Origin of the sequence: Lacrimispora sp. (assembly GCF_032078915.1) — a bacterium.
GTDB lineage: Bacteria > Bacillota > Clostridia > Lachnospirales > Lachnospiraceae > Lacrimispora.
The window spans coordinates 1-13376 of record NZ_DAMAUN010000124.1 but is presented as its reverse complement, the minus strand read 5'-3'; the positions used below and the strand labels follow the sequence as shown (position 1 = coordinate 13376).

Annotated in this window: 13 protein-coding genes; 2 read left to right on the top strand and 11 right to left on the bottom strand. The window is 45.9% G+C overall.

The features are described 5' to 3' along the window. From RT269_RS27640 to RT269_RS27630, 3 genes are all read right to left on the bottom strand, one after another. Positions 1-934, bottom strand: a 934-nt coding sequence (locus tag RT269_RS27640; protein ID WP_313187538.1) for a sugar kinase, incomplete at its 3' end; no start/stop codon positions are given. 96 nt (positions 935-1030) lie between these two features. Then, positions 1031-1678, bottom strand: coding sequence for a bifunctional 2-keto-4-hydroxyglutarate aldolase/2-keto-3-deoxy-6-phosphogluconate aldolase (locus tag RT269_RS27635; protein ID WP_313187539.1), 648 nt, complete (start codon positions 1676-1678; stop codon positions 1031-1033). Between the two features lie 110 nt (positions 1679-1788). After that, on the bottom strand, positions 1789-2550 hold the full coding sequence (locus RT269_RS27630) for an IclR family transcriptional regulator (RefSeq protein WP_313187537.1): 762 nt from the start codon (positions 2548-2550) through the stop codon (positions 1789-1791). Between the two features lie 215 nt (positions 2551-2765). Here RT269_RS27630 and RT269_RS27625 point away from each other — a divergent pair, with 215 nt between their 5' ends. Both RT269_RS27625 and uxaC read left to right on the top strand, forming a co-directional pair. After that, positions 2766-3767, top strand: a complete 1002-nt coding sequence (locus RT269_RS27625; RefSeq protein WP_313187536.1) for a LacI family DNA-binding transcriptional regulator — start codon at positions 2766-2768, stop codon at positions 3765-3767. A 29-nt stretch (positions 3768-3796) separates the two neighbouring features. Beyond that, positions 3797-5200, top strand: coding sequence for a glucuronate isomerase (uxaC, locus tag RT269_RS27620; RefSeq protein ID WP_313187534.1), 1404 nt, complete (start codon positions 3797-3799; stop codon positions 5198-5200). Positions 5201-5529: 329 nt separating this feature from the next. Here the strand turns inward: uxaC and RT269_RS27615 are convergent, their stop codons facing one another. From RT269_RS27615 to RT269_RS27580, 8 genes are all read right to left on the bottom strand, one after another. After that, entirely contained in the window at positions 5530-6318 is a 789-nt protein-coding gene (locus RT269_RS27615) for an RnfABCDGE type electron transport complex subunit B (protein ID WP_313187532.1), read from the bottom strand. 15 nt (positions 6319-6333) lie between these two features. After that, entirely contained in the window at positions 6334-6912 is a 579-nt protein-coding gene (gene rsxA / locus RT269_RS27610) for an electron transport complex subunit RsxA (protein WP_313187530.1), read from the bottom strand. 12 nt (positions 6913-6924) lie between these two features. Beyond that, the gene (locus RT269_RS27605; protein ID WP_313187528.1) at positions 6925-7719 is read right to left on the bottom strand and encodes an electron transport complex subunit E; all 795 of its coding nucleotides are present in this window, start codon (positions 7717-7719) and stop codon (positions 6925-6927) included. A gap of 11 nt (positions 7720-7730) precedes the next feature. Then, positions 7731-8342, bottom strand: a complete 612-nt coding sequence (locus RT269_RS27600; protein ID WP_313187526.1) for an RnfABCDGE type electron transport complex subunit G — start codon at positions 8340-8342, stop codon at positions 7731-7733. 1 nt (position 8343) lies between these two features. Continuing rightward, on the bottom strand, positions 8344-9267 hold the full coding sequence (locus tag RT269_RS27595; protein ID WP_313187524.1) for an RnfABCDGE type electron transport complex subunit D: 924 nt from the start codon (positions 9265-9267) through the stop codon (positions 8344-8346). An 11-nt stretch (positions 9268-9278) separates the two neighbouring features. Beyond that, positions 9279-10601: an electron transport complex subunit RsxC gene (rsxC, locus tag RT269_RS27590; RefSeq protein ID WP_313187522.1), complete on the bottom strand. Its 1323-nt coding sequence runs from the start codon at positions 10599-10601 to the stop codon at positions 9279-9281. 518 nt (positions 10602-11119) lie between these two features. Further along, positions 11120-12991, bottom strand: coding sequence for an ABC transporter ATP-binding protein (locus RT269_RS27585; protein WP_313187521.1), 1872 nt, complete (start codon positions 12989-12991; stop codon positions 11120-11122). Then, positions 12991-13376, bottom strand: a 386-nt coding sequence (locus RT269_RS27580; protein ID WP_313187519.1) for an ABC transporter ATP-binding protein, incomplete at its 5' end; no start/stop codon positions are given. The genes RT269_RS27580 and RT269_RS27585, both read right to left, overlap by 1 nt.

Here is a 13376-nt window from a genome sequence, read left to right as displayed (position 1 = left end):
CAGATGCTGCAACACCAAACTCCAGAGCGCCCTTAAAGTCCTTGCCGTCAGCCAGGCCGCAGATTACGCCGGCTGCGAAGGAATCGCCGCCGCCTACACGGTCAACGATAGGGGTAACGCGGTATTTCCTGGAGTGGTAGAACTCACGGGTTGCGCCATCCATGATGCATGCGGACCAGCCGTTATCGGAAGCTGAGTAGCTTTCACGCAGGGAGCTGATCACATATTTGAAGTTAAACTTATCGATCATCTGATTGAAGATGTCTACATAGCCCTGTAATTCCAGCTCGCCGGAAGTTACATCGGTGTTGCCTGGCTTAAAGCCAAGAACCTTTTCTGCATCCTCTTCGTTGCCGATGCACACATCAACGTACTGCATCAGGTTTGTCATGACTTTCTGAGCCTTCTCAGAAGACCATAATTTCTTACGGAAGTTTAAGTCTACGGAAACGGTTACGCCATGAGCCTTAGCTGCCTTTAAAGCTGCCTCAGTCAGTTCTGCCGCTTCATCACTTACTGCCGGTGTGATTCCTGTGAAATGGAACCAGTCTGCATCCTTAAAAATCTCGTCAAAGTTAAAATTTGCTGCAGTTGCTGTAGCGATGGAGGAATGTGCTCTGTCATATACGACTGCTGAAGCTCTCATGGCAGAACCTGTCTCTAAAAAGTAGATACCAAGTCTTTCCCCGCATTTTGCAATGTGCTTTGTTCCTACGTTGTATTTTCTTAAAGCAGCTACCGCACACTCACCGATGGGGTTCTTAGGAACTGCTGTTACGAATTCAACGTCATGTCCATAGTTTGCTAAGGAAACAGCTACGTTAGCTTCTCCGCCGCCATAGTTTACATCAAACTCATCTGCCTGAATAAATTTCTCATTATTGGGGGTAGATAATCTTAACATGATCTCGCCCATGGTTACAAGTTTTGCCATTTTGTATTCTCTCCTAAAATTCTATTATTAATTTTATAATTAGTTATCTTATTTGTGTGCCCACCTGAGGGCCTTCTCTGCCGGCTATGCCGTCATTTACCTTGCTGCTGCTACTGCCTCAACGAATTCTTTTGCCTTCGCTGTGACTGCTGCAAAATCTCCTGTCTTAGCGCCCTTTGTCAAGCTGCTGCCGGTACCAACGGCATAGGCTCCTGCCTTGATCCACTTATCAACGTTGTCAACGTCAACGCCGCCGGATGGCATGAAGTCACCCTGAGGAAGGGGTCCTTTAAAGGAGCTGATCGCATCTGGTCCCATGATGTTGCCTGGGAAGATCTTGATGACGTCACAGCCGCACTCCAGTGCGGTAATCGCTTCGGTAGGTGTCATAACGCCCGGAAGCATAGGAACTCTGTAACGGTTGCAAAGCTTGATGGTTTCAACATTCAAGCCAGGGCTTACGACATAATTAGCACCTGCAAGGATTGCTGCTCTTGCTGTTTCCGGGTCAAGAACAGTACCTGCCCCAATAACAACATCTTCGTTTTTGCTATATTTTTCAGACATTTTTGCGATGAATTCAATTGGATTTCCTTCATCCATGGTCATTGTGATTTCAATAAAATTGATGCCGCCTGCGATGATGGCGTCAACTACCTTCTCGCCTTGCTCAAAGTCCTTTGCACGAACAACAGCGACCAGACAGTCTTTTTTCATCTTTGATAAAACCTGTTCTTTTTTCATCATCCTTTTACTCTCCTTCTTTAATTTCGTATATACGAATTGATTTCATATTTACGATTCCTATACTTGAAATATTAATCGTTTCCATTCATTTTGTCAACAGGTATTCCTTATATTTTTCCAAGAAAGCCTAACAAACGGGAAACCTCCATGCTCTTTTCGGAAACCAGCTTTCCCAAAGCCTCATAATCATTCGAAGGCTTATAAAGACTGGATACACTGATGGCTCCCAACACATTGCCATCCCGGTCAAAAACCGGGGCTCCCACACACTGCATATGCTCCTCCATCTCCCTGGCATCAAATGCATAGCCTCTTTCCCGTACCTGTTTCAGTTCTTCCAGAAGCTGCCCTTTGTTTCTGATGGTATTCTCGGTGTACTGAGTGAATTTCAGACGGTTGATCATCTGCTCCCTGGACTCCTCATCGCTGTAGGCGAGAATCACCTTTCCAAGAGAGGTACAGTACATGGGGTTTTTGGAACCTACGGTTGCTGTGGTGATAATAGGGTTTTCCGGTTCGAACTTACATATGTATACCACATGATGATCCGATGGAATTCCAAAAAAGACCGTTTTTCCCACTTCCTTGGAAAATGCCTTGAGCACCGGCTCAATGATTCCGATAAAATCCAGATTATTGGTATAATTAATTCCGATGCGGTAGGCCATTAAGCCTATGGTATAATTCTGTTTTTGTCCCCTTGCTACATTCACCATGCCCATCTCGGCAAGGGTTGTTACAATATCGTAGGCGCTGGTCTTGGGCAGATCCAGCTTTTCACATAGATCGTCCAGAGTCGCTCCCTCCGGTATTCTGGAGATCAGCTTTAAGATCTCAACGGTTCTTTGCGTCGTTCTGTTTAGTTTCATGGTTTGGCCTCCATTTCTACGTCCTAGTATACTCCGGAAAACCGGAAAAAAGCAAGATGATTTTCGCATATACGAAACTTTTGTAAGCATTTACAAAATGATAGGGGTTTTGTTGGTTTATTTGCGAAAACAATAAATCAGGGATTGTAATATCTATCATAATTATGTATAATGAACTGGGTATGTAAATACTTACAATTACGGAGGTGATGTTTTTGAATATCTATGATGTTTCCGAACATGCTCATGTATCGATTGCCACCGTTTCCCGCGTCATCAACGGAAATCCCAATGTCAGCGAGAAAACCAGGAAGCGGGTTCTTGCCGTCATGGACGAGCTGGGTTACACCCCCAATGTATTCGCCAGAAGCCTGGGGCTAAATACGATGAAGACCATTGGAATCATGTGCGCCGATTCTTCCGACCCATGGCTGGCGGAAGCCATCTATTATCTGGAAAAGGAATTACGGGGCAACGGATATGATTCCATTCTCTGCTGCACCGGTTATCTTCCTGAAACTAAGAAGAAGTATCTGGAGCTTTTGCGTTCCAAGCGGGTGGATGCCATCATCCTGACTGGTTCCCATTATATAGAAGCAAAGCCAAAGGACAATGCCTATCTTCTGGAGGCAGCAAAGGATCTCCCCATTATGCTGGTCAACGGACAGCTGGAGGGGGAGCAGATCTACAGCACGGTCTGTGACGACCACGCCGCAGTTTACGATGCTGCTTTACGGCTTTACCGCTCCGGCCGTTCTTCGGTGCTCTATCTCTATTCCGGAAATTCCTTCAGCAATTTACACAAGCTTTCCGGCTACCGGGATGCGGTACGAGATGCCGGTTTTATGATCCGGGATGAGCTTATGGTACTGTGCAGCAAGGACTTAGATGCCGCCATGGAACGTCTTGACATGCTTTCCCGTTCGGGAGTCTATTTCGATGCAGTACTGGCTTCCGAGGATATTCTGGCCGTTGGAGCCGTAAAATATGCAGACAAGGCCGGACTTACGATCCCTAAGGATTTAAGCATCATCGGATACAACAATTCCATTCTTTCCAGATGCACAACCCCTGAAATAACTTCCGTGGACAATAAGGTGGAAGCCATTTGCACCACCACGGTGAACACTTTAATGAAGGTTCTGGAAGAAGGAAACGTACCGGGAAAAACTACCATCACCCCGGAGCTGATAAAACGAGGTACTACTAATTTTTAATTTCACATATTGAAGGAGGACTCTCTATCATGAAACAGTTTATGGACAAGGACTTTTTACTGTCAACCGATTCAGCAAAAACGCTTTACCACACATATGCAGAAAACATGCCTATCGTAGACTATCACTGCCATATCAACCCCCAGGAAATCTATGAAGACCGCAAGTTTGACACCATTACCCAAGTATGGTTAGGCGGCGATCATTATAAATGGCGTCAGATGCGTTCCTGCGGCGTGGATGAAAAATATATTACAGGAGATGCTTCCGACCGTGAGAAATTCCAGAAGTGGGCAGAGATCCTTCCGAAGCTGATCGGCAATCCGCTCTACCACTGGAGCCACTTAGAGCTTCAGAGATATTTCGGCTATACCGGCCATTTAAACGGCAATACAGCGGAAGAAGTATGGAATCTGTGCAATCAAAAGCTTCAGGAGGATTCCATGAGCGTCCGCAACATCATCAGACAGTCAAATGTCAAGCTGATCTGCACCACCGACGATCCTGCCGATACTCTGGAATGGCATCAGAAAATTGCCGATGATAAAACCTTTGAAGGAAAGGTACTTCCTGCCTGGAGACCTGACAAGGCCATGAACATCGAAAAGCCGGATTTTGCAGCTTATATGGCAAAATTATCCGCTGTCAGCGGCGTGGAAATCAAGGATTTCGCTTCCTTAAAGACCGCTTTAAAGAACCGTATGGAGTATTTCACCAGCCAGGGCTGCGGTGTATCCGACCATGCGCTTGAATATGTTATGTATGCTCCTGCCGATGAAGCAGAGCTTGATGCGATCTTTGCAAATGGCCTTTCCGGCAAAGCGATCTCTAAAGAAGATGAATTAAAATACAAGACCGCCTTCATGCTGTTCGCAGCAAAGGAATACAACCGCATGGGCTGGGTGATGCAGCTTCATTACGGCTGTAAGCGTGACAACAATGCCATGGCATTTGAAAATCTGGGACCAGACACCGGTTTCGACTGTATCAACAACTACGCTCCTTCCGCGCAGATGGCTGATTTCTTAAATGCGTTAAGTGCAACCGATGAGATCCCAAAAACCATCATCTACTCCTTAAATCCCAATGATAACGCCTCCATCGGCACAATCCTTGGCTGCTTCCAGAGCAAATTCCCCGGAAAGATCCAGCAGGGCTCCGCATGGTGGTTCAACGACCACAAGACCGGCATGACCGAGCAGATGACCTCTCTGGCAAACTTAGGCTGCCTTGGAAACTTCATCGGAATGCTTACCGATTCCAGAAGCTTCTTATCTTATACCAGACACGAATACTTCCGCAGAATTCTCTGCGAGCTGGTCGGCGGATGGGTAGAAAACGGAGAATATCCGGATGACCAGGATTCCCTGAAAGAAATCATTGAGGGTATTTCCTTTAACAATGCGATTAAATATTTTAATTTTAAAATTTAACTATATCAAGCAGTAAAGCGGATTGCATAAATCCGATTGACGTAAAAAAATGCGTATTGATCGAGAGCTTTTTAAAGCCCGGTCAATACGCATTTTTATCTGCCAGCATCTTTTCAATTGGTTATGCAGTATCCCTTTTAAAACCAGATAAAAGCATGATCTTAATTTCCGATACCAGAACCGCTCCCAGGATCAGTACAAAACCTGCCACTATTCTGCCGTCAATCTTCTCATGGAGGAGGACAGGAAACAATAGTTTTACCTTATGCGGTTTTTCAACAAAAAAGGGGTTCGATCCTTTTAAAAAAGATCGAACTCCCTTTTTTATTTTACTGAATCACCTTCACAGGACATTTTGCAGCGCATTTACCGCAATTTGTACATTTCTCATAATCGATGATTGCAACATTGTTATCCATGTGAATGGCATCAAATTCACACTGCTTAGTACATATCATACAGCCAATACAGCCAACTTCACATTTAGCCTTTACATCTTTGCCCCTGTCATGGGAATTGCATTGAACCAGATGCTTTGACTTGTATGGAACCAGGTCAATCAGATTGTTAGGACAGGCAGAAACGCATTTGCCGCAGGCTACGCATTTCTCCTTATCCACTACTGCGATTCCGTCAACCACATGGATGGCGTCAAATTCACAGGCCTTTACGCAAGAGCCATAACCCATGCATCCATAGACGCAGGCCTTTTCACCGGAGCCTGGAACCACCGATGCCATCCGGCAGTCGTCAATTCCGTAATAATTGTACTGGACCTTTGTCTTATCACAGGTTCCTTTACATTTTACAAATGCAACCTTCTTATCCGTGGAACCGGCCGCAACTCCCATGATTTCACCGATCTTTTCAGCTACTGCTGCGCCGCCTACCGGACAGGCAGAAACATCTGCCTCGCCTAGTGCAATGGCTTTAGCCAGAGCATCACAGCCTGCATATCCGCAGCCGCCGCAGTTGTTACCTGGAAGCTCGTTACGGACAAGGATCTCTTTTTCATCAACTTCTACTTTAAACTTTTCGCTGGCAATTCCCAGGAACACACCGATCAGAATTCCGATGATGCCCACAACGGCTGCCGCAAATATAATACCTGTTACCATTCTTTCGTCTCCTCCTTATTTAATTAATCCGGAAAATCCGAAAAATGCGATTGCCATCAGGCCGGAGGTAATCAGGACAATGGGAGAACCCTTAAAGGAATAGGGAACATCATTGTTTTCGATTCTCTCGCGGACACCTGCCAGCATAACAATGGCAATGGTAAAGCCTACGGAAATACCCACACCGTTGATAACACTTTCCAGAATGTTATATTCCTTCTGCACGTTGGTCAGGGCCACGCCCAGAACCGCACAGTTGGTTGTGATCAAAGGAAGATACACACCCAGCGCCTCATAAAGAGCGGGCATGGATTTCTTTAAAAACATTTCTACAAACTGCACCAGAGCTGCAATAACCAGGATAAACACAATGGTCTGTAGGAATTCCAGATGAAGCCCCACTAAAACACCCTTATAAATGACACTGGTTGCAAATGCTGCAATGGTAATTACGAAAATAACGGCTGCGCCCATACCGGCAGAGGTCTTCACATTTTTGGAAACTCCAAGGAATGGACATAGGCCAAGGAACTGGCTGAGCACTACGTTGTTGACCAATGCGGAGCCAATGGCTATCAATAATAATTCTTTCATCTATCCATCCTCCTATTCATCTTTCCTGGAAGCTGCGTTTTTGGCTTCCGCTTCTTTTTTGGCTGCCTGTGCCTTTTTTGCTGCCAGTGCTTCCTCTTCCATCTGCTTCTTTTTAGCCTGAAGGACCTCATGATTGGACATGCAGGAGGAACCGGTACAGGAAGCGCAGTTGCCGCCGCAGGCTAACTTAGACGGAGGAACAGAACCGTTGGTAGCGGATGGTGCCTTAAACTTATTCTGAAGCGCCGTTAATACAGACAGCACAAAGAACGCACCCGGAGCGAGGACGAAAATGGAGATATGAAAATCCTCCGGAATAAAGGTGTATCCAAATATAGCTCCGGAACCTAACAGCTCCCGGACAAGTCCGATGCAGGTAAGAGCGATGGTAAAGCCAAGTCCCATACCGATTCCGTCAAAGGTAGATTCCATAACACCATTCTTGGAAGCATAGGATTCTGCACGGCCTAGAATAATACAGTTTACAACGATAAGAGGAATGTAAATTCCAAGTGCAGAATACAAGCTCGGTACATAGGCCTGTAAAAGGAGCTGCACAATCGTAACCAGTGTCGCAACAACAACGATATAGGCCGGAATCCTCACCCGGTCCGGAATGATATTACGAAGGGCAGAAATAAGCATATTGGAAAACAGCAGTACCACGGTCGTGGAAAGCCCCATGCCCACACCGTTCACCGCTGACGTGGTAACAGCCAGAGTCGGGCACATGCCAAGCATCAGGATGAAGGTTGGGTTTTCTTTTACAATACCGTTAAATAAACGTTCCATACATTTCTTGTTCATCTTCCCACCTCCTAACGGTCAATATTGTGCACGTAATACAATGCGGCATTGACTGCATTGGTTACTGCGCTTGATGTAATGGTTGCACCGCTGATGGCATTGATCTCTCCATCACCGGCATTGCCGGATTTCGTAACGGTAAGGGATTCCGTGTTCTTTCCTGCATACTGACCCTTAAATGCCGGTTCCTTTGCCTTTAAGCCAAGACCCGGGGTATCACTGATCTCAAGAAATTCAATGCCGTTAATGGAACCGTCTTCTTTGATACCAACGGAAATCTTCACGACTCCGCTGTAACTGTCATCGGAATGAGAGGTAATCACATAACCCAGAACGCTCCCGCTTCCATCCACTGCTTTTAAAGCATTGTCCACTCCGGCTTTTCCAAAACTCTGGGAAAGCAGTTCTGTATTACAGGCTTCCACAGCCGCTTCCATCTTTTCATCCGATGTAAAATCAGCCGCTTCCGGAAATACCTTCTTATATGCCGCCAGATTGGCTGCCTCAGTTGCCTTATCAATGGGATCCTTTGTAATCTGATAAGCGCCGCCCAGCAAAAAGCCGGAAATCAGTGTGATCACAAATAAAATCAATGCGTCCTTCATGTATCCGCCGTTTTTCATATTACTTTCCCTCCTTTCCAAATGCTACCGGAATAGAGATCTTCTCAATCAGAGGCACCAGAATGTTGCTGATGATGATGGCATAGGAAACGCCTTCCGCAGAACCGCCGAAAAGACGGAACAATCCGGTCAGCACGCCTAAAAGAACGCCGAAAAGGATCTGTCCCTTTGGAGTGATGGGGCTGGTCACATAATCGGTAGCCATGAAGAAGGCACCAAAGATAAGACCGCCGCCGCATAAATGAGTCAGCACATACATGAGATCATGCCGGCCGAAAATAAATACAAATACTGCAAAAGTGATCAGATAAGCTGCCGGGATCTTTATGGAGATCACTTTTCTGTACAAAAGGTAAGCTGCACCCAAGAGCAGGGCAATCACAGATACCTCACCAATGGTTCCTGAAATTTTCCCGATAAACATGGATGTTATATCAACTGCTTCTCCTGCCTTTAATGCAGCAAGTGGAGTAGCGCCTGAAACTGCGTCACGATATGTAAAGTCAGTCATCTTGCCTGTAAAAGAAATAAGCAGGAAGCATCTTGCCGCCAAAGCCGGATTCATAAAGTTCTGGCCCAGGCCGCCGTAGAGCTGCTTTACCACGATAATGGCAAATACACCGCCAAGGAACGGAATCCATAAAGGAATGGCCGGGGGCATGTTAAGGCCCAGGATCATTCCGGTCACCAGGGCACTTCCATCGCTCACGGTAATGGGTTTTCCCATAAGGGATTCAAATACATATTCACTAAGAACACAGGATAATACACTGATCAGTAAAATCAGCGCTGCTTTCACCCCGAACTGATATACACCATACGCAGACGCAGGAATCATGGCAATGGCAACATCCAGCATAATATTCTGTGTTGTAACCTGATCCCTGACATGAGGTGATGATGATACGTTTAACAATTTACTCATGCTTCCTCCTCCTACGCTTTCTTTCTGCTTGCCGTAACTTCTTTGCGCATTTCTTTAAATGCCTGGGTAAGAGGCCTTCTGGCCGGGCAAATATATGCACAGCAGCCGCATTCGCAGCATTCCATGCCGTTTAATTTTACAAACCGTTCCAGGTCAGACCGTTCCGCCGCATCCATGATCATCTGCGGAACAATATTGCCCGGACATACCTGTACGCATCTTCCGCAGCGGATGCAGGCGCTAGGCATATTACCTGCCACCTCGTCCTTTGTCAGGCAGGTAAGGGCAGAGGAAGTCTTAGTAACAGGAATATCAAAGTTAAACATAGCCTGCCCCATCATAGGACCTCCGGAAATCACCTTTTCCGGTTCCGTCTTAAAGCCGCCGGAAGCCTCTATAAGCTCAGTGTAGCTGGTCCCGGTCCGAACATTATAGTTCTGTGGATTTGCTATCGCATCACCGGTCACCGTAATAATACGGCGGATCAAAGGAATGCCCTTTGCAACCGCATTATAAATAGAAATCACCGTATCCACATTGTCTACCATACAGCCTGCATCAGCCGGAAGCATGGTGGAATTGATCTTTCTTCCTGTTACGGCATAGATCAGAGTACGCTCGCCGCCCTGGGGATATTTGGTCTGTAAAGGACAGACAGTAATCCTGGGTTCATCCTTTACAAGCTCTGTCATGAGCTTGATCGCTTCCGGTTTGTTGCTCTCAATTCCGATCACACCCTTTGCATTGTCAAACAGCTGAAGGATTATGTTAAGACCCTTTATGATGCTCTCCGGCTCTTCTAACATCATCCGGTAATCAGAAGTTAAGTACGGCTCGCACTCCGCTCCGTTGACAATGATCGTATCGATCTTTGATTCTTCTTTTGGCGCCAGCTTTACATGAGTGGGAAATCCGGCACCGCCAAGACCTACAACTCCTGCTTCTTTTACAAGATTCCTGATCTCTTCCTTTGATAAAGTCTTTGGATCACGCTCTTTGCCAAATCCTTCCACCGCCTGATACTTTCCATCGTTTTCAATGATAACAGACGGAACCATAGAGCCGTTTGAAACCATTCTTGGTTCAATGGTTTTTACCGTTCCTGAAACAGAGCTGATCACGCATGCAGAAATAAAGCCTCCCGGCTCCCCGATCTTCTGCCCAACCAGTACCTGATCACCTGCCGCCACCAAAGGCTTCGCCGGCGCACCGATATGCTGGGATAAGGGGAACACCATCTCGCCTTTTGGCTGCAGCACTTGTACAGGTTTATTTTCCGACAGTTCTTTTCCTTCATAAGGATGAATGCCGCCTTTAAATGTAGCCAGACCCATTTAACTAACCCTCTTTCTCTACAATTCTTTATTTCTCCTAGCAAAATTTCAAATTTTTGCCACCTGAAACAGTATATCATAATTTAGTAACCGAAACAATGCATAAATACATATTGTATACTGTGTTTTATATACAATTTGCCTTATTTACATGAAAGAAACCTGCTCATTCCCCCGCTTTTATGTTAAATAAATAACGATTTTATCATAAGCAGCTCTGATATGTTTTCGTAAAAATACATTTATATCAGCATTTTTTTTCAAATTTCTGATTATCGCCTTTTTTTCAACAGTATTTTTAATTCTGTACACTATTCTTCGTTAAATTTTTGTTAAATTTTATAAAAATAGAAAGGCGCTTCTCCTGGTTCTATGAAGTAATATCATGGTTCTCTTCTTTTATTTATTAGAATTTTTAATAAATAAAGAGGAGCATTGTGATAACGAAATCACGAATAGCTCCGTGACTGCCGTTTTTTCCAATGCTCCCCCTAAGGTATGCAGACCGGGATTTTTATTTAATCCAGTTCCACTGCCCCGGTATAAAGCTGATAATACCTGCCTTTTTGATTCAGTAAATCCTCGTGGTCTCCCCGCTCAATAATCTCTCCGTTTTCCAAAACCATAATGGCATTGGCATTGCGCACCGTAGACAGGCGGTGGGCAATCACAAACGTAGTCCGGTTCGCCATGAGGCGGTCCATGCCCCGTTCAATATGCTTTTCCGTTCTGGTATCCACGGAGCTGGTCGCTTCATCAAGAATCAGAACCGGCGCCTTTGAAATCGCAGCCCGGGCAATGTTTAAAAGCTGTCTCTGCCCCTGGCTTAAGTTGGCCCCGTCACCTTCCAACAGCGTATCAAAGCCGGCCGGCAGTCTCATGATAAAGGAATAAGCGGAGGCCGTCTTTGCCGCCTGGATCACCTCTTCATCCGTTGCATCAAGCCTTCCGTAACGGATGTTTTCCATAACGGTTCCTGTAAACAAATGGGTATCCTGAAGGACCATTGCAATATTATGGCGCAGGTTTTCCCGCTTGATGTGTCGGATATCCACTCCGTCAATGGTAATTGCACCGCCCTGAATATCGTAGAAACGGTTCAGAAGATTTGTGATCGTGGTTTTTCCTGCTCCGGTAGAACCCACAAAGGCGATCTTCTGCCCAGGTTTTGCATAAAGACTTAAATCCTTTAAAATCACTTTACCTGGGTCATAGCCAAAGGTCACATGTTCTAGTTCCACATATCCCTTCATCGGATCAAGCTCTGCCGCATCTTCGTCATCTGCAGGCTCCGGTTCCTCATCCATAACGGCAAATACCCTTTCTGCTCCTGCAAGGGCGGAAAATACATTGGTCACCTGCATGGACATCTCGTTGATCGGACGGCCAAACTGCCTGGAAAAGCTTAAGAATACGGTCAGTCCGCCTACATCAAAGCCACGGAGCACACAGAGAAGTCCTCCGATGCATGCAGTCAGAATGTAGTTCAACTGGCTTAAATTTCCCATGACCGGCATTATCACACCACCGAAAAATTGTGCGTGGATCATGTTGTTCCTTAGATCCTCATTGAGGATTTCGAATTCTTCTTCTGCCACGTCTTCATGGCAGAACACCTTTACTACCTTCTGGCCGCTGATAATTTCTTCAATATATCCGTTTACAGCGCCAAGGGAGCTTTGCTGAGCGGAGAAAAACTTCTGGCTTCTTGACGCCACAAAGCCGCCGACCCTCATCATAACAGGAATCATGATTATGGTCACCAGAGTCAGCCAGATATTTGTATATATCATAAGCACCAGGGTACCTATAATGCTTAAGACTCCGGTAAAAAGCTGGACCAGGGTGCTGCTTAGCATCTGGCCGATGGTATCCACATCATTGCTGAACCGGCTCATTAAATCACCGGTGTTATTGGTGTCATAAAACCGTACCGGCAGGGTTTGAATTTTGCTGAATAAATCATCCCTGATCTTTTGGAGGGCATTTTGCGCAACCGTCAGCATGATTTTGGATTGGGCATAGTTAGCAATAACACCGATGAGAAAAACGGCAGCCATTGCCGCAAGACCTTTTGCAAGGCCGGACACACTCCCCATCCCGCCTTCGGGAGGTGCGATATATTGATTTATGATGGGCCTTAACATATAAGATCCAGCTAACGTCGCAAGCGTGCCTACAATGACGCAGACAAACGCCGCTCCCATGTAAAGCTTATATTCCTTTAAATAAGACATAAGGCGCAGGATGGTTTCCTTGGCATTTTTCGGAAGGCGGCCCTTGACCTGCCGGCCGCCTCCATTCCCACCCATGAACCCACGGTTCTTGGCTGGCTGGGAAGACCGGCTATAACGCCTTTTTAAGCTGTTTATTTTCTTTTGCTCATCCATTATGCACCTGCCTCCTTATCCATATCTCTCTGGGAATAGTAAATTTCCTGATAAGCCTCGCAGGACTCCAACAGTTCATCATGGGATCCCATACCTACGATCTGTCCGTCATCAAGCACGATGATCTTATCCGAGCTTTCCACGGATCCGATCCGCTGGGCAATGATGAATTTGGTAGTGTCTTTTAGGGTCGTCTGGAAGCACTGGCGGATACGGGCTTCGGTTGCCGTGTCCACAGCAGAGGTGCTGTCATCTAAAATCAGTATTTTCGGCTTCTTTAAAAGAGCCCTGGCAATGCAAAGTCTTTGCTTCTGGCCGCCAGATACATTGGAACCTCCCTGGCCTAAATCCATGTCATATCCATCCTTAAAATTAGAAACAAAGC

What these genes read in the sequence shown, in the direction of transcription:
- rsxA (WP_313187530.1), bottom strand. Translation starts at nt 6,912, where the DNA reads ATGAAAGAATTATTATTGATAGCCATTGGCTCCGCATTGGTCAACAAC.
- rsxC (WP_313187522.1), bottom strand. Translation starts at nt 10,601, where the DNA reads ATGGGTCTGGCTACATTTAAAGGCGGCATTCATCCTTATGAAGGAAAA.
- RT269_RS27585 (WP_313187521.1), bottom strand. Translation starts at nt 12,991, where the DNA reads ATGGATGAGCAAAAGAAAATAAACAGCTTAAAAAGGCGTTATAGCCGG.
- RT269_RS27635 (WP_313187539.1), bottom strand. Translation starts at nt 1,678, where the DNA reads ATGAAAAAAGAACAGGTTTTATCAAAGATGAAAAAAGACTGTCTGGTC.
- RT269_RS27600 (WP_313187526.1), bottom strand. Translation starts at nt 8,342, where the DNA reads ATGAAAAACGGCGGATACATGAAGGACGCATTGATTTTATTTGTGATC.
- uxaC (WP_313187534.1), top strand. Translation starts at nt 3,797, where the DNA reads ATGAAACAGTTTATGGACAAGGACTTTTTACTGTCAACCGATTCAGCA.
- RT269_RS27605 (WP_313187528.1), bottom strand. Translation starts at nt 7,719, where the DNA reads ATGAACAAGAAATGTATGGAACGTTTATTTAACGGTATTGTAAAAGAA.
- RT269_RS27615 (WP_313187532.1), bottom strand. Translation starts at nt 6,318, where the DNA reads ATGGTAACAGGTATTATATTTGCGGCAGCCGTTGTGGGCATCATCGGA.
- RT269_RS27595 (WP_313187524.1), bottom strand. Translation starts at nt 9,267, where the DNA reads ATGAGTAAATTGTTAAACGTATCATCATCACCTCATGTCAGGGATCAG.
- RT269_RS27630 (WP_313187537.1), bottom strand. Translation starts at nt 2,550, where the DNA reads ATGAAACTAAACAGAACGACGCAAAGAACCGTTGAGATCTTAAAGCTG.